The organism is Bradyrhizobium tropiciagri (genome assembly GCF_018130545.1).
Lineage (GTDB): Bacteria > Pseudomonadota > Alphaproteobacteria > Rhizobiales > Xanthobacteraceae > Bradyrhizobium > Bradyrhizobium tropiciagri_A.
Genome location: NZ_JAFCKF010000007.1, coordinates 288710 through 305144 on the forward strand (window position 1 = coordinate 288710; position 16435 = coordinate 305144).

At 65.1% G+C, this 16435-nt stretch carries 11 protein-coding genes; 8 read left to right on the forward strand and 3 right to left on the reverse strand.

From position 1 onward, the window contains the following. Positions 1-59: 59 nt before the first annotated feature. The 8 genes from JQ616_RS29350 to JQ616_RS29385 all read left to right on the forward strand — a co-directional run bounded on the left by JQ616_RS29350 (position 60) and on the right by JQ616_RS29385 (position 12167). Positions 60-5150, forward strand: a complete 5091-nt coding sequence (locus tag JQ616_RS29350; protein ID WP_212020645.1) for an Eco57I restriction-modification methylase domain-containing protein — start codon at positions 60-62, stop codon at positions 5148-5150. A 247-nt stretch (positions 5151-5397) separates the two neighbouring features. After that, positions 5398-7083, forward strand: coding sequence for a ParB/RepB/Spo0J family partition protein (locus JQ616_RS29355; RefSeq protein ID WP_212020647.1), 1686 nt, complete (start codon positions 5398-5400; stop codon positions 7081-7083). Between the two features lie 91 nt (positions 7084-7174). Beyond that, on the forward strand, positions 7175-7651 hold the full coding sequence (locus tag JQ616_RS29360; protein ID WP_212020649.1) for a hypothetical protein: 477 nt from the start codon (positions 7175-7177) through the stop codon (positions 7649-7651). Continuing rightward, positions 7648-8538, forward strand: coding sequence for a DUF7007 domain-containing protein (locus JQ616_RS29365; RefSeq protein ID WP_212020651.1), 891 nt, complete (start codon positions 7648-7650; stop codon positions 8536-8538). Before JQ616_RS29360 ends, JQ616_RS29365 begins: the two co-directional genes overlap by 4 nt. Further along, entirely contained in the window at positions 8535-8948 is a 414-nt protein-coding gene (locus JQ616_RS29370) for a hypothetical protein (RefSeq protein ID WP_212020653.1), read from the forward strand. The genes JQ616_RS29365 and JQ616_RS29370 overlap by 4 nt, the downstream gene beginning before the upstream one ends. Before the next feature lie 395 nt (positions 8949-9343). Further along, the gene (locus JQ616_RS29375) at positions 9344-9931 is read left to right on the forward strand and encodes a hypothetical protein (protein WP_212020655.1); all 588 of its coding nucleotides are present in this window, start codon (positions 9344-9346) and stop codon (positions 9929-9931) included. 336 nt (positions 9932-10267) lie between these two features. Further along, positions 10268-11194: an ArdC family protein gene (locus JQ616_RS29380; protein ID WP_212020657.1), complete on the forward strand. Its 927-nt coding sequence runs from the start codon at positions 10268-10270 to the stop codon at positions 11192-11194. A 622-nt stretch (positions 11195-11816) separates the two neighbouring features. Then, positions 11817-12167, forward strand: coding sequence for a DUF736 domain-containing protein (locus tag JQ616_RS29385; protein WP_038381280.1), 351 nt, complete (start codon positions 11817-11819; stop codon positions 12165-12167). Positions 12168-12391: 224 nt separating this feature from the next. On the opposite strand, the gene JQ616_RS29390 is transcribed toward JQ616_RS29385, so the two are convergent. The 3 genes from JQ616_RS29390 to JQ616_RS29400 all read right to left on the reverse strand — a co-directional run bounded on the left by JQ616_RS29390 (position 12392) and on the right by JQ616_RS29400 (position 15528). After that, entirely contained in the window at positions 12392-13303 is a 912-nt protein-coding gene (locus tag JQ616_RS29390; RefSeq protein WP_212020659.1) for a nucleotidyl transferase AbiEii/AbiGii toxin family protein, read from the reverse strand. Beyond that, positions 13300-14037, reverse strand: a complete 738-nt coding sequence (locus JQ616_RS29395) for a type IV toxin-antitoxin system AbiEi family antitoxin domain-containing protein (RefSeq protein ID WP_212020661.1) — start codon at positions 14035-14037, stop codon at positions 13300-13302. Before JQ616_RS29395 ends, JQ616_RS29390 begins: the two co-directional genes overlap by 4 nt. Before the next feature lie 291 nt (positions 14038-14328). Further along, entirely contained in the window at positions 14329-15528 is a 1200-nt protein-coding gene (locus JQ616_RS29400; RefSeq protein ID WP_212020663.1) for an RHE_PE00001 family protein, read from the reverse strand. Positions 15529-16435: the final 907 nt, after the last annotated feature.

Here is a 16435-nt window from a genome sequence, read left to right on the forward strand (position 1 = left end):
CGTCCGTCGCAACCCGCGCCGGCGGACGGCGGCGCGCGCGCAACTGGAGGACATTTCCCATGGCGCATGACGATCCTTTCACCCTCGACCTCTTCGGCAATACCGCCCTTTCATCCAGCCTCGGCCTTGGCGTCACGGCTTTCGCCGGCGATGATGACCATGAGGATGATCCGCCGCCGTCGACGCCGACCTCGGCAGTGCCGGTGGTCGGATCGGCGCGGTGCTCAGAGCCCGGTCCCCGCAAGCGTGGCGACAATTTCTATCTTACCGGCGAGCGCGGACTCGCAAAGAGCTGGAAGCAGCGCGCCCGCGACGGCATCGCCGCAGTTCGGCTCGCCGCACAGATCGAGGCCGCGCAACGGCCCGCGACGGTCGAGGAGCAGCGGCAACTGATCCGCTTTACCGGCTTCGGCGCCTCAGAGCTCGCCAATGGCGTTTTCCGCCGACCCGGCGAAACCGAATTCGCGAAGGGCTGGGACGAGATCGGGGCCGACCTGCAGGATGCGGTCGATGAGGCTGACTACGCTTCGCTGGCGCGCTGCACGCAGTATGCCCATTTCACGCCGGAGTTCATCGTCCGGGCGATGTGGGCGGGTTTGCTGCGTCTCGGCTGGCGCGGCGGCCGCGTGCTCGAGCCCGGCGTCGGCACCGGCATGTTTCCAGCGCTGATGCCGCCGGTTCTGCACGAGGTCTCCCACGTCACCGGCGTCGAGCTCGATCCCGTCACAGCGCGCATCGCGCAGCTATTGCAGCCGAGGGCGCGGATCGTCATCGGCGATTTCGCGCGCACCGAGCTGCCGGCGTGGTTCGACCTCGTGATCGGCAATCCGCCCTTCTCCGATCGTACCGTCCGCTCGGACCGCGCGCTGCGCTCGCTCGGTCTGCGACTCCACGACTATTTCATCGTCAAGGCAATCAAGCTGCTGAAGCCGGGCGGGCTTGCCGCCTTCGTCACGTCCCAAGGCACGATGGACAAGGCGGATGGCTCGGCGCGTGCGCTGATTTCAAAGTACGCCGATCTCATCAGTGCCATCCGTCTGCCAGAAGGCAGCTTCCGCGCCGATGCCGGCACCAACGTCGTGGTCGACATCCTGTTCTTCCGGCGGCGCAAGCACGGCGAGCCCGAAGGCGACCTGTCCTGGCTCGACCTGGAGGAAGTATGCCCGGCGACCGAGGACGAGGGCGCAATCCGCGTCAACCGCTGGTTCGCGCGCCATCGCCGCCTTGTGCTCGGCGCGCACGCGCTGACCTCCGGCCCGTTCGGCGAGACCTACACCTGTCTGCCGAGTGACGGCGAGGACCTCGTGGCCGCGCTGGACGACGCGATCAACCTCCTTCCGGTCGCAATCTATGACGGCGAACCGGAGGCGATGGACCCTGACGACGAGTGCGAGGCGGTGCCGGCGAAGTCGGAGGGCTCGGCGAGCCTCACTGCGCGCGAGGGCAGCTATCTGTTCGATAGCCGGCATGGCTTGATGCAGATCCTTGACGGCTGGCCAGTCGCCGTCACGGTGCGCAAAGGCCGCAGTGCCGTTGGCGTTCCGGAGAAGCACGCTCGGATCATCCAGAAGCTGATCCCGATCCGCGATGCGGTCCGCGAGGTGCTGAAGTGCCAGGAACTCGACCGGCCGTGGAAGGACGCGCAGGTCAGGCTGCGCATCGTGTGGTCGAACTTCGTGCGCGCCTTCGGGCCGATCAACACGACCGTCGTGTCGACGGCCGAGGACGACGAGACCGGGGAGGTCCGCGAAACGCACCGCAGGCCGAACCTTCAGCCATTCCTAGACGATCCGGACTGCTGGCTCGTGGCCTCGATCGAAGACTACGACCTCGAGTCCGACACGGCGAAGCCGGGTCCGATCTTCACCGAGCGCGTGATCGCTCCGCCGGCGCCGCCCGTCATCACCAGCGCGGCCGACGCGCTGGCCGTCGTCCTCAACGAGCGCGGCCAGGTCGACCCCGACCACATCGCGGAGCTCGTGCACCGTGACGCGGACGACGTCATTGCCGAGCTTGGCGGCGCCATCTTCCGCGATCCCAGCGGCGGGTCGTGGCAGACCGCCGACGCCTATCTGTCGGGTGGTGTGCGCGACAAGCTGAAGGTTGCGGAAGCGGCGGCTGCGCTCGACCCTGTCTATGCGCGCAACGTGACCGCCCTGCGCGAGGTACAGCCCGCCGACCTCCGGCCCTCGGACATCACCGCACGCCTTGGCGCGCCGTGGATTCCCGCCGCCGACATCGTCGCCTTCGTCAAGGAAACGATGGGCACGGAGATCAGGATTCACCACGTGCCGGAACTGGCGTCGTGGACCGTGGAGGCCCGGCAGCTCGGCTGGATGGCCGCTGGCACGTCGGAATGGGGCACGGAGCGGCGGCACGCCGGGCAGCTTCTCTCTGATGCGCTCAACTCCTCCGTCCCGCAGATCTTCGACACCATCAAAGACGGCGACAGCGAACGTCGGGTCCTCAACGTCGTCGACACCGAGGCGGCGAAGGAGAGGCTCTCGAGGATCAAGACCGCCTTTCAGAATTGGATCTGGTCCGATCCGGATCGGACCGACCGACTGGCGCGGGTCTACAATGACCGTTTCAACAACATCGTGCCGCGCGCCTTCGACGGCTCGCATCTGAAATTGCCAGGCGCATCGGGCGCCTTCGTTCTCTACGAACATCAGAAGCGCGGCATCTGGCGCGTCATCGCCTCAGGTGCGACCTATCTCGCCCACGCCGTCGGCGCCGGCAAGACGATGACGATGGCGGCCGCGATCATGGAGCAGCGGCGTCTCGGCCTGATCGCCAAGGCCATGCTTGTCGTTCCCGGCCATTGCCTGGCACAGGCGGCGCGCGAGTTCCTGGCGCTCTATCCCGGTGCCCGCATCCTCGTCGCCGATGAGACCAACTTCACCAAGGACAAGCGGCACCGCTTCCTGTCGCGCGCCGCGACCGCAACGTGGGATGCGATCATCATCACCCATACGGCATTCCGCTTCATCGGCGTGCCGTCCGCCTTCGAGCAGCGGATGATCCAGGACGAGCTCGAGCTCTATGAGACGCTTCTCATCAGGGTCGAGAGCGACGACCGCGTCTCGCGCAAACGCCTCGAGCGCCTGAAGGAGGGATTGAAGGAACGGCTCGAAGCGCTGGCTACGCGCAAGGACGATCTCCTGACCATCTCCGAGATCGGCGTCGACCAGATCATTGTCGACGAAGCACAGGAGTTCCGCAAGCTATCCTTCGCTACCAATATGTCGACGTTGAAGGGCGTCGACCCCAACGGCTCGCAGCGCGCCTGGGACCTCTATGTGAAGTCGCGCTTCATCGAGACCAAGAACCCTGGGCGGGCGCTGGTGCTCGCCTCCGGCACGCCGATCACCAATACACTCGGTGAGATGTTCTCGGTGCAGCGCTACCTCGGCTACGCAGCGCTCCTGGATCGGGGCCTGCACGAATTCGACGCCTGGGCCTCGACCTTTGGCGACGTATCGACGGAGCTCGAGCTCCAGCCGTCCGGCAAGTACAAGCCGGTCACCCGCTTCGCGACCTTCGTGAACGTCCCCGAGCTGATCGCCATGTTCCGGTCCTTCGCCGACGTGGTGATGCCGGAGGACCTGCGGCAGTACGTGAAGGTCCCGGCGATCTCGACGGGCAAGCGCCAGATCCTGACGGCAAAGCCGACGCCGGCGTTCAAGCGCTATCAAGCCCTGCTCGACGCGCGGATCAAGGCGATCGAGACGCGCGACCGGCCGCCGGAGCCGGGTGATGATATTTTGCTTTCTGTCATCACCGACGGGCGGCATGCGGCGATTGACCTGCGTCTGGTCGATCCGGACCACGATAATGAGCCGAACAATAAGCTGAATCTTCTCGTCGGCAACGCCTTCCGCATCTGGAAGGAGACGTCTTACAACAGTTACGTGCGCGCCGACGGCAAGCCGTACGAGCTGCCGGGCGCCGCGCAGATGATCTTCTCCGACCTCGGAACGATCAGCGTCGAGAAGACGCGCGGCTTCTCGGCCTATCGCTGGATCAGAGACGGGCTCGTCCGCATGGGCGTGCCCCCGTCCGAGATCGCCTTCATGCAGGACTTCAAGAAGTCCGAGGCCAAGCAGCGTCTGTTCGGTGACGTACGCGCCGGCAAGGTCCGCTTCCTGATCGGCTCCTCAGATACAATGGGGACGGGCGTCAATGCGCAGCTTCGCCTGAAGGCTCTCCATCACCTCGACGTGCCGTGGCTGCCGTCGCAGATCGCGCAGCGCGAGGGCCGGATCGAGCGCCAGGGTAACCAGCACGACGTCATCGACATCTTCGCCTATGCCACCGAGGGCTCGCTCGACGCGAGCATGTGGCAGAACAACGAGCGCAAGGCTCGCTTCATCGCCGCGGCGCTCTCCGGCGACACGTCGATCCGTCGGCTCGAGGACCTCGGCGAAGGCCAGGCAAACCAATTCGCGATGGCGAAGGCGATCGCGAGCGGCGACCAGCGGCTGATGCTAAAGGCTGGGCTCGAAGCCGACGTCGCCCGGCTCGAGCGTCTGCGCGCGGCGCATATCGACGACCAGCACGCCGTCCGTCGGCAGATCCGAGACGCGGAATGCGACATCGAGTTCTGTACGCGGCGTATCACGGAGGTCGGAAAGGATATCGAGCGCCTCGTTCCGACTGTCGGCGACGCCTTCGCCGCGACCATGGCCGGCGAGCGCTATGTCGAGCGCAAGGAGGCCGGCCGCGCCCTGATGAAGGAAATCCTGACCCTCGTCCAGCTCCAGCAGGAGGGCGCAACCATCATCGCTGCGATCGGCGGGTTCGACCTCGAGTACTCCGGCGAGCGTTACGGCCGTGACGGCTATCGGTACAGCACCATGCTGATCCGCACCGGGGACGAGCATGAGATTGAGTTGCCACTCACAGTGACGCCGCTCGGCGCAATCTCCCGTCTCGAGCACGCGCTCGACGATTTCGAGGGCGAGCAGGAGTGCTATCGCCGGCGTCTCGCCGACGCACATCGCCGGCTCGCCTCGTACCGGTCGCGCGAGGACGGCGAATTCGCATTCACAGCCGATCTCGCCGAGAAGCGCCGGCAGTTGGCGGAGGTCGAGAAAGCCCTTGCGACGGATGTGGAGGGCGGGGGCGAGAGCGCTATCGCAGCGTGATGAAGAAGGAAGGGAAAGGCCCGCTCGCAGATCGGCCAGGCCGGCAGCGCTGAAGCTCAACCGCCGCCTGCGCGATCCCAGCCCGTCGTCCTTCGCAGGGCTGTTAGCCCTGCTTGTCCGGCCGGGTGGGGATGCTCGGCCGCAGTTGTGCCGGCCCGACCGCTCCGCGGGGCCCGGGGGTGTCTTCGGGAAGAAGACGAGGAAGGGCCCGCAAGCCGCGGTCCGCGAACCCGAACAGGAGAATCTCATGCATCTCATCAAGATTGATCCGCGTGCGCTGAACGAAAATCCCGATCGCATGCGCCAGACGAAGTCGACGCCGCAGGCGGACGCCCTATTGCTCGCGACGATCAAGGCGGTTGGCATCGTCCAGCCGCCGGTCATCACGCCCGAGACCGGCGGCGGCAACGGCTATGTCATCAATGCCGGTCATCGCCGCGTGAAGCAGGCCATCGCCGCCGGCCTTGAGGAGATCGACGTCCTCGTCGACGAGGCGGCGAACGACAACGGCGCCATGCGCTCGATGATCGAAAACATCGCCCGCGAGGCGCTCAATCCCGTCGACCAGTGGCGTGCGATCGAACGCCTCGTCGCGCTCGGTTGGACCGAGGAGGCGATCGGTGTCGCTCTCAGTCTGGCAGTCCGGCAGATCAGGAAGCTCCGCCTGCTCGCAAACGTGCTGCCTGCCATGCTCGACCACATGGCCAAGGGCGACATGCCCGACGAGCGCCAGCTCCGCACCATCGCCTCGGCATCGCTCGATGAGCAGAAGGAGGTTTGGAAGAAGCACAAGCCCTCCAAGGCGGATCCACAGGTGTCGTGGGGGAGCGTGGCGCAGGCTCTGACCAAGGCCCGCATGTACGCACGTCACGCCAGCTTCGGCGACGACCTTGCCCAGGCCTACGGCATCCAGTGGATCGAGGACCTGTTCGCGCCGGCGGACGAGGACAGTCGCTACACCACGGATGTCGAGGCGTTCCTTGGCGCACAGCAGGAATGGATGACGAACAACCTGCCGAAGCGCGGCATGATCGCCGAGACGACGAGCTGGGGCGAGGTCAAGCTGCCGCCAAAGGCGGAGCGCGTCCACGGCAAGCCGTCGAAGTCGGATTGCACGGCGATGTATCTCGACCGTGACGGCCGGGTGCAGAGCGTGCATTACCGCATGCCTGCGGCGAAGAAGTCGAAGGACAAGGGCACGGCGGCCGGCACTGACGCTGCCGACGAGAGCACAGCGGTCTCGAAGCCGCGTCCAGACGTGACGCGCAAGGGCGTCGAGATCATCGGTGACTTCCGAACGGACGCCCTCCACGAGGCGCTGGCACGCGCGCCAATCGAGGACGATGCGCTGATGGCGCTGCTGATCCTCGCGTTCGCGGGCCAGAACGTCTCGGTCGATTCCGGTAGCGGCGGCACCTGTTACGGCAACCGGCGCATTGCGCGCCATGCCGCAACGCTGTTCGATCAGGACGGCAAGCTCGTCTTCGACATGGACACGCTGCGCGTCGCGGCGCGCTCGATCCTCGTTGAGGTTCTCTCGTGCCGGGAAAACCGCACCGACAGCGGCATCGTTGCGCGCGTCGCCGGCGAGGTGGTCGGCGCGGACAACTTCCTGCCGAACATGGGCACCGACGACTTCCTGTCGTGCCTGTCGCGCGCCGCGCTCGAAGGCTCGTGCAAGGACGCGTCGGTTCTCCCGCGCCAGAAGGTGAAGGACAGCCGCGCCGCCTTGGTCGAGCACTTCAAGGAAAGCCGCTTCGTCCATCCGGCAGCGCTGTTCGCTCCGGACAAGGTCGCCCTATTGGCCTGGATGGCGAAGAACGTCGTCACTGCGGCCGACGAGGCCGACGATCAGGTTGAGGACCCGGACGCCGGCGAGGAGGATGGCGGCGAAGCCTCGGACGCCGAGGCCTTTCGTGAGGCGGCTGAATAGCAAGCCCGCCATCGACAATCCGAATGACACCCCGCCGCCGGCCCAGCTGGCGGCGGTTTCATTTCCAACACCTACGAACAGGAGGACGTCCATGTCCGCGCAGTTGATCTACGACCTCGTCCCGCTCGGAGCGGTCATACGGTTTTCCGACGGCACGCCGCGGCCACCGGACCGGCACCGCAAGAAGCTTGCGGCCTGGGAACACCGCAACAGCGCCGGGCGGCTGATCCGCAAGCAGGCAGAACGCCGCGTCGGCAACACCGTCATCGGCGCCACCATTACCCTGCACGCCGGCGACTATGGCGGCGGCGGTGTTGTGGTGCTTCGCGTCCACCGGTCCTTCTCGGTCGACAGCGACCTGAGGTTCGTCGTGACCGAACGCCCGAGGGTCGGTGCGGTCCGCGTGCTCAGTCGACCCGGTGAGGACGCCGAACTCGTCTATCTCGCCAGCAGCCGCGCCGACGCCGAAACCTGGCTGCAGAGCCACGGCTATCCGGATGCGGTTCTCGACGACGTGACAGCCGATGCGCCGGCAGCCAACGTCATGGAGGGGAGGACGGCCGAATGACGACGCCCTCACCTCTCACCACCGTGACGGACTCGAATTCTGGATTTCCCGAGGTCGAGTTCGGCCGCATCGGCGACGGCTATCTCGTCGCTCGTGTCGGCGACACGGCCTTCGCCATGCTGCCGGGACGCAACGCCCGCCATTATCTCGCGACCGGCTGGCGCATCAACCGGCCGATCGCCGAATGGAAGCGCTCTGACTTCTACGGCCATTCCGGCGGGCTCGCCGACGAGGTGGCCTTCCGGACAAAGGTCTTGGAGAACGCCGAGCATCAGCGCGAGAAGCGTGCGCTCGGCCGTCGCGACGCCGGTTCCAATGCGAACACGCCATGGGGGCCGTCGCAGGGTGCAACCGTCTATGCGGAAGGCGTTGTCTGCCATTCGACGGCAGGCCACGGCGGCTTCCACCTCTCGGCCGAGCGCAACCGCAAGGTCAACCCTATACTGCGCGCTCGGGGCGGCTGGTACGAGGAAGACGAGGCTTGGGCGATCGTGGCGCTGACCTTCCCGCATCTGTTCACCGGCTACGAGCAGCGCTGCGCCGAACGCACCATCAAGGATAGCTGGCCCGATGCGTGGGAGGCGATTTTCGGGATCGTGCTACAGCCCGGCGAATCCCGTGAGAAGGATCGGAGCGCCTTCGAGAAGGAGCACGCCGACAACTGGATCGTGGTCTCGGCGATCACGTCGGATCAGCAGCCGGGCTTTGTCGAAGTCGTCGCCACGCCGGGGGGCAGACGCGGCGCGGGCACCGAGGAGCGACGTTTCCTCGTCCCGTCCGACGAGTACCGGATCGGCCGCTTCGGCTTCGTCGTCGATGAGACCCGCCACCCGGTCTATTCCGGACCATCGAGCTTCATCGGCTGGCAGGGAAGGACGTCGCCATGAAGGCTTCTTCCGAACGCCTCGCCCAGCTTTCGCGCATGGAAGAGGCACGCCGCCAGACGCAGCGCCAGCTCGACATGATCGACCGGCAGATCATCCGCCGCATGACGACGCTGATCCCGCGGCTCGGCCGCAAGCGGTCCGGATACCGTCGCGGGAAGGCGCCTGACCCGAGCACTTTCCTCGAACGCTATCGTTCGAACCTTGCGGCGATCACCGCAGAGCGCCAGCCAGAAATCGACGCGCTATCGCGCAAGCTCGCCCGGCAAGATGCCGCGATCGAGACGCTTCGGGCTCGATGCGCGTCGGAGTCTCGACCCGCTCGTGGCGACCCGAAGCGCGCACATCGCAAGGACGAATGTCGCAATCCGGCCGACTGTCGTCCGGGGAAGCGGCACGGCGCTGCGGCCTAGAGAGGCCGAAGCTGACCTTGTGGCTCCCTCAGGCGAACGTCTCGAGCACGGCGCGAGGCTGGGGTCTGCTGGATTGAGCCTTTCCGCATTCGCCAACCGGGCCCGCACCCTGTCGGCCCTCCCCTCGGGTTTGCTGCGGTCTGCGCCGCCGGCGGTCCGCTTCAAGGCCGAGTCGCAAGCGACCAGGAACCACCGATCTCGGCAAGGCCCGGCCGCGTCCGGCGCAGGGTTCCAGCAAGCTGGGACCCTTCTTGTCCGCAGCCGGACCTCGCTCGCCTGGCGGTCCCCGGACCTTGAAGCGGCCCTCACCCCGGCGGCGCTGGGCGACCGCACCCGAAGGGAGGTACGGCAGGGGCCGGATCGAACCTGACGGCGAACCAGATAAGGAATTCACCATGACCAAACCGGCTCGTTCCTCTCGCGCCAGCGCCCGTGTCATCCCGCTTCGCAAGGGCACCACTCTCGAAATGGTTCGGCTCGCCTGTCCCGACGCGGCACAGGCGCAGCGCATCTCCGAAAGCTTCGGCCTCGCGATCCAGGACAGCGACGGCATCCGGGATCTGCATGAGCGGCTCATCATCGAAACCGCCGACGCACTCAAGGACGGCCTGAGTGAACGCGCGATGCAGATTCACCTTCAGCGGATCGTCGGCGCTTATGTTGGCTCCGCGCACGGCGCTGGCCAGTTCTACACCCGCGCAGTCACCGAAGCGCGAGATGCGACCGCCAAGCTCGCCAACGACGGCCGCGATGAGGACCTCGATGGTCCGGTCGGCTTCGATAGCCAGGCACAGCGCAAGCGTGAGTTCGCCGCTGACATGGGCGTGCAGTCTCACGCGCTTCGCATGGCCGCCGAGGGCGCCGTCGCCGCCTACGAAAAAGTCGTCGGCGAGGCCTGGAAGCCTTTCGAGCGTCCCGCCGACAACACGACCGACACCGTCGGCCGGAAGGCGGCCAAGGCACAGTTGTCGGCGTTCGACTGATGCCGCCGGCGGGGCTTCGGCCCCGCCATTCTCTTTCACGATTCAATGTCGGCCGGTCCCTGCGGGCCGGCCTTTTTCATGTTGCACGGCGCGACGGCGCAAACGAGCAAAGAGAAATAAATCGGGAGCGCCCCTCGCGGCCCGTAGCGGCGTTCGGTCGATGCTCCGGCCCGCGCGGCAGCGCAACGGCTTTGCCGTCCTCCACTGACGTTCCGGTCCGGCGTCTCTGTCGCCACTCAGACCACCAGCACCACCGGATGCGCGACCCCGCAGGCCTTCGCCGCGGACCTCCGCGACGGGCCGCGACGGGCGCGGTCTTCAACGGAGACTGGGATCATGACAGGTAAGAAAACGAACCCCCGCGCCGACATCTATGCGCGGATCACCGATCGCATCGTCGCGGACCTGGAGCGCGGCGTACGTCCGTGGGTCAAGCCATGGAATGCGGCCAACGCCGCTGGACGCATCACGCGGCCGCTGCGTCACAACGGCATGCCCTATCAGGGCATCAACGTCGTGCTGCTGTGGTCGGAAGCGGTCGCGCGTGGCTTCACATCACCGATCTGGATGACCTTCAAGCAGGCGCTCGAACTCGGCGGTCACGTCCGCAAGGGTGAGAGCGGAACGATGGTCGTCTATGCAAACAAGTTCACCAAGACCGAGACCGATGAGCATGGCGACGACGTCGAACGGACCATTCCGTTCCTGCGCGCCTATACGGTGTTTTGCGTCGATCAGATCGACGACTTGCCGGATCACTATTATGGGCGCCCGGCTCCAAGCATCGCGCCAGGGCAACGCATTGCGCATGTAGACGGATTCTTCGCCAATACGGGCGCAACCATCCGACATGGCGGCGACAAGGCATTTTTCGCGCCGGCGCTCGATCTCATCCAGATGCCGCCATTCGAGAGCTTCCGTGACGCGGAGAGCTACGCCGCCACGCTCGCGCACGAATGTGTGCATTGGACAGCGCCGGCGCATCGCGTCAATCGCGATCTCAGCCGCTACGCCAAAGATCGGAGCGAGCGCGCGCGCGAAGAGTTGGTCGCCGAACTTGGCGCGAGTTTCCTCAGTGCGGATCTCGGTATCGTACCTGAACTCGAGCCGCGCACCGATCACGCAAGTTATCTTGCGTCGTGGTTGGAGGTGCTGTCCAACGAGAAGCGTTTCATCTTCTCCGCGGCCGCCCACGCTCAGCGGGCAGTCACCTATTTGCACGATCTTCAACCCAAGCCGGCCGAGATCGACCAAGCGGCATGAGGCGCAACGATCCGCGCCTCGGCCGCTTGCGCTCATCGTTCACCTTTCCAGAAAATGACGAAAGGCCTCGCCTCACGGCGGGGCCTTTTCCTATGTGCATCGTCATGCTTGTGCCGATGACTGGAGAGCCGATGCTTTCCATCCTGACGGCGTCGGCGAGATGCGCCGGGCGGGTTCTTCTAGCTTCCGAGATGCCCCGTCTGTTTCTGGACGAGTGTCTTTCCGAAGCCGCAGAAGGCTGATGTCATCCACGATGCGACAGTCCGGATTTGTTATTGCGTCCGCTGGTCCGGAGGAAGGCTTACGCGGCGCGCGCGAGTCTCTTTCACCAACGCGCCCATTGTCGTGCGGCGCGGCTGGCCTGTCGCTCAGTCGGATCCTCATCGTTCGGCCTGTCGCGTCCAGTGCGTCCTCGATTTGGCATGTCTAACCGAAGGCCGTCGTCGCTGCGCTCCGCCTCGATCAAAAAGCCGCAACGGCCGTTCTCCGCTTTCTTCCCCTGGTCGCTGTGCGCCCATTCCTCGCGAGACAAGAAAGCCTCGCACTGGCCGCCCTCTACTGCGTGGCGGCCCTTCGGGTGCGGCCCGATCGCCTCCGGTCCACGACAGCCATCGAGGTCGCGATGGTCGCGGCCCGAGAGACGAAAGAGGATACGAACATGGCTACCATCGGCAACTTCACCATGAACGGCAACGGCTTCGTGGGTACCGTTAAGACCCTTGCGCTCGGCACCGTGAAGGCCAAGATCGTCCCGGCCGAGCGGACCTCGGAGAAGGCCCCGGACTACCGGATCTTCGCAGGCACCATCGAGTTCGGCGCCGGTTGGAAGAAGAAGTCCCAGGAGCAGAACCGCGACTATCTCTCGGTCAAGTTGGACGACCCGAGCTTTGCGGCTCCCATCTACGCCACGCTGGTCGAGGTGGAAGGCGAGGAAGGCCACTCGCTCATCTGGTCTCGCCCGAACCGCGACTGAGACGCCGCGCAGGTGGCCCCGCCGAGAGGCGGGGCCTTCGCTCGTAGGGCCGGAAAGGCGACCGATTTTGAACGCGCGCGTAAAGTTGGCAAGTGCTGCCTCATCACGCCGCCTATATTGCTATCATCGATAGCCAACCCGCGGCGACGGCCCATCGCGTACGTTGAAGGGCGGAGGCATTCCTGTCGGACGGTCGAGGAGTGATTTTTCAAGCTGATACTCAGCTATAATAGCCGACCCAGCGCATCCGATTGCTCGGCGAATTTTCGGGCATTGGTCTTCCGAAGCCGTTCGAGGTTTTGCAGCTTCCATCGCAACCCGGGAAGCCGCTCCAAGTGCGGCAGGCCCAGTAGCGACCATTCGGGCGCTGCGGCAACCAGCGACAGCAGGAAGCTGCGTTCATCGGCGCTCAGACCTTGCTGCAGTTCGCGCATCATTCGCTCGCGCGCTGCCAAGAGCGCATCGAGTTCGACCGGCTCGGCGGTCATGCCCGCGAAATTGTGCTCGAAATCCTGGCGGATGTCGCGCAGAGACGGAAACAGGACTTCGTGCACCGGCCGGTTATGGCTCGCGAGATAGACGACGAAAGCGCGGCGGATGCCGGCCGTAATTCCCTCGTGCGCGAAAAGCTGTGTGACGTCGAACAGATCGCGAGGGTGCTGCCGGTCCATTGCCGCAACCAATTTGCCGCCATACACGTCTTCGAACGACACCACCGGGATTTCGAGATCCGCCTGCAGCGTGTCGCGCGCAGCGTCCGTTAGTGACGCCATGTGCACCGGATGGACGGTGCCACGCATGACGAAATTGACCTCGATTTTCACTTCGATGCCCCCTCGCCGCACCAGCAGCTTGGTCTCACCGGACTCCGTTGTGGCCGGCGCATGGGTTTGGAAGCCCTGCTTCTGCAGGCGCGCGGCCGACTGGCGGATGGCCTCGTTGATGTGCTGTAGCGCCTGCTCGCGCGGCAGTGTGTGGTCGGGAAACACCAGATCGAGATCGACCGACAGCCGCGGCATGTCGCGCACGAACAGGTTGATCGCCGTGCCGCCCTTGAGTGCGAACGTATCCTCGACGAGCACCAGCGGCGCCACGCGTGTCAGCAACCGCGCGCTGTCGAGGTAGATCTGGTTCATGGCTTCAGCACCAGGAGCCCATCATCGGAGCGTGACACCCAGGCCCTGTCGCTGCCTTTGGGCAACTGAGATGGATCGAGCTTGCCGGCCCAGGGCTGGGTGAGTTCGCGGCCGAGCTGCAAGCACAGGCGAACGGTCTTGACGCTGGTGCACCGCTTAAGCAGGTCTCGCAGCAGATCGGCACGCAGGCTGTAGGTGCTTTCGACCAGCTCGCGCGCTTCTTGCAGCGGCTGCCGGACACCGACTTCGCTTAACACTTCTAGCAACGCGCGTTCCGGCGCCGAGACGAGCGGGCCGCTCTTGCGGTTCTCTAAAGGCCGGACATGTAGCAGCGCGCCGGGCTCTTCCTTGAAGAGGCGCTTGCGGTGGTACTCGGCTGGGAAGCGCTCGGTGAACCAGTCCGGAAGGCGTCCCGCTTTCCAGCCATAGAGGTGGAGGACAGGCCGTTGGGACAGGTATTGCCGTATACCGTGCCAGTCGAGCGCGGACTTGCCACCGACATGCAATCCTTCGAAGCTCCGCTGGAGCAGGACGAGGCTCGGATGCAAGGCGGGCGGATCGTTTGGGCGGCAATACACGCCGCGGGCCAGCCGTTGCAGCCAGCCGGCACGGACATAGTGGACGGCAAGGTCGGCCGAGATCCCGAGGGCGGCGAGGTCATCGGAGGTCAGCGGCGTCCCGGGCGCCATGTGGGTATAGAGCTTGTTTAGCTTATTCCTCTGAATCGTAGCCATGCTACGATAATATAGGTTATTCCAAAGTCCCGCAAGTTTGGATTTGATACTTATATCGTAGTCGAGCTACGATAAGTAATCTCAAACTAAATACGATCTTCAAGCCTTTTCTGCGCGCGTCCTCCGGTAGAATAAAGGCCTCGGTCCGGTGTCTCCAGCGTTACCGGGGTTTTGCGTCACACCCTCCCGGGGCTGGAAAAGGCCGCCGCCTGCGCTGGATTTCAAGCGGGCGGCGTTTTTGTTCTTATTCTCGGCTCAGTCACCGAGCATCCATAGCACCGACTTTCGCCGCTACAGTACGCCCCACGCCCGATAGCGTCCCCGCCCGGTTGCCTCGCGCAGGCCGAGTTCGGCCACAAGGTTTTGGGCAGCACGGGGTGTGATCCCGAGCTCCGCCGCAATCATGCCCGCGGAGACGATCGGCCTGGTCAGCACATAGTCGAGGAGAGCCGGCAGATTTGAAGTGGCGCGGCGGCCGGCAAGTTTTCGGGCAAGTAGATTTCTGGCCATCAGCCAGCGGTCATGGTCCTTACGGCCAGATTCGGCGGCGGCGGTCATGGCCTCGAGCTGCACGACCAAACGCGCTGCGACGTCGCGTGGCCGCCGGCGCTCACGCGGAATGTTCTTCAGCCCAGCATGCAGGCACGGCAGATGCCAGCGCGTTTTGCCGCGATCCCTCAACAATGCCGCGGCGAGCAGGCGGCCGAGCCACGGCGTGTGCTCGAGCGGCTCGATCTCACCCCAGGCGTCAGCGGCAATCGCCCCTGCTAGGCTCGGCGGCAGGCCGCGGGTTTGGTCGACCACGGCGCGCCAGTGGTCGAGCCGCCCCTCCTCATCCCAGTCGGGATCGTAGACGAGAGAATCCCGATCCGGCCGAAACCGAGTCTCGCCGGCAAGCCTGCGCACCGCCCTAGCGTTCGCTGCGTCGACCGCGTCGAAGGCAGCGGTCAGGTGGGGATCGGTCTCAAGGACGCCGATCGGCCCTTCAAGATCCATCTCCTCCCGCTCCACGTCGTCGTCCACCTCGAGACCCCCCTCACCTTCCTTCCGGGTGCTCGTCTCCTCTTCTCGCTCGCCTCGGCCGCGGAGGCTGGTGAGCCCGGTAGCTGACAGCGCCCACTCCGGCTTCGCGTCGGCGATGCGCCGACGGGCGCGCAGCACCGCATGTGCGCGCGTCAGCTCGTGGGTGGGGGCGCGGACGTCCATGCCGGCGTCGTGGAGGACGAGGTCATCAAGATGGACAAGTTCGCCGTCCAGCCACAAACTGGCGCAGGCATCAGTGAAGTGCGTCCGGCTAATTGCGCCGTCGCGGATTGGACTTTTGGCTAGCCGCTCGTCGAGGCGGGCCAGTGCATCCTCGGCGGCTGCGAGCGGCCCGACGAGCTGGGCCCAGGGCAGCGGATCTGGGATTTTGTAGCTGCACGGCAAGGTCTTGATAACCTTAATAGGAACCAACGAAACGGAAGCTAACACGACCTTTGCTTCCGTCATAGCGATGTCGGTTCCGGACGTCCGTCCGATCGATCATTGCCCGATCGAAAGGATTGAATTTGGTTCGCCAATCGGCGGTTCTGGCGGCTTGGCGGCTGTGGCTTCAACCGCCGAGAGGGGGCGCCGATTGGCAGCTCCCTGCCCTCTTTCGGACGCTTCGTCGGTCCGGTCGTAGCATAGCTCTTGGGCTGGCTTGCCCGTAGTCGGCTCGGCAGCTTCGCTGCGAATCACCGTTCAGAACTTCTGCCATGTCCCGCCTCGCTCCGATAGTAGCGCTTGTCAGGCCGCCTCGTCGGTCTGGGGGAAATCGGCGCCCTTGAACATCAGCGGTTCTAGGCGAGATAGTCCCCGAGATTGAGCCGGGTGTCGCCCTTGCCGTAGTGAGGGTCATAAGGACGGGCAGAGGCCATTAGGTTTCTTATGGTTAGCATTCTATGAATCCAGGCCTCACCGTCTTCGGGTGCTTTTTCCCTCGGAACCACGCGGCATGTCCCGGGCTGGAGGCGAGACCAATCTTTTCCGGCCTCGGCTTCCGAGATGTGAATTCATCGGGTCCAGATCGACGAGGACTGCTGATGCTATGCCGGGCTTGGCCCGACCGGACGGACGTGCGTCGCCGCCCGCGGGTCCAAATGACCGCAGGACGCAGATTGTTGTCAGCTGACAACATCCCTCCCCGTGGGTAGCGCCCTTGTTGTCAGCTGACAACGACTGCTCCAGGGGCTGGTTGGTAGCTGGCATCGCGTGAGTCGATTTTCCCCTACCCGATCGAACCGACCTTGTTCTGATGTAACGCAACTCTGCCAGACTGGATTGCTGGTCGGCTTTGCGCCCGCGAATGCCGTGCCGTTCCGACGCCGGACACCGCGCATTAGCTTCCTGACGCATCGGATCGAGGCAAGGCGCG

Excerpts from the sequence above, each read along its gene's own strand:
- JQ616_RS29350 (WP_212020645.1), top strand. The coding sequence starts at position 60 with ATGGCGCATGACGATCCTTTCACCCTCGACCTCTTCGGCAATACCGCC.
- JQ616_RS29355 (WP_212020647.1), top strand. The coding sequence starts at position 5,398 with ATGCATCTCATCAAGATTGATCCGCGTGCGCTGAACGAAAATCCCGAT.
- JQ616_RS29360 (WP_212020649.1), top strand. The coding sequence starts at position 7,175 with ATGTCCGCGCAGTTGATCTACGACCTCGTCCCGCTCGGAGCGGTCATA.
- JQ616_RS29365 (WP_212020651.1), top strand. The coding sequence starts at position 7,648 with ATGACGACGCCCTCACCTCTCACCACCGTGACGGACTCGAATTCTGGA.
- JQ616_RS29370 (WP_212020653.1), top strand. The coding sequence starts at position 8,535 with ATGAAGGCTTCTTCCGAACGCCTCGCCCAGCTTTCGCGCATGGAAGAG.
- JQ616_RS29375 (WP_212020655.1), top strand. The coding sequence starts at position 9,344 with ATGACCAAACCGGCTCGTTCCTCTCGCGCCAGCGCCCGTGTCATCCCG.
- JQ616_RS29380 (WP_212020657.1), top strand. The coding sequence starts at position 10,268 with ATGACAGGTAAGAAAACGAACCCCCGCGCCGACATCTATGCGCGGATC.
- JQ616_RS29385 (WP_038381280.1), top strand. The coding sequence starts at position 11,817 with ATGGTCGCGGCCCGAGAGACGAAAGAGGATACGAACATGGCTACCATC.
- JQ616_RS29390 (WP_212020659.1), bottom strand. The coding sequence starts at position 13,303 with ATGAACCAGATCTACCTCGACAGCGCGCGGTTGCTGACACGCGTGGCG.
- JQ616_RS29395 (WP_212020661.1), bottom strand. The coding sequence starts at position 14,037 with ATGGCTACGATTCAGAGGAATAAGCTAAACAAGCTCTATACCCACATG.
- JQ616_RS29400 (WP_212020663.1), bottom strand. The coding sequence starts at position 15,528 with ATGACGGAAGCAAAGGTCGTGTTAGCTTCCGTTTCGTTGGTTCCTATT.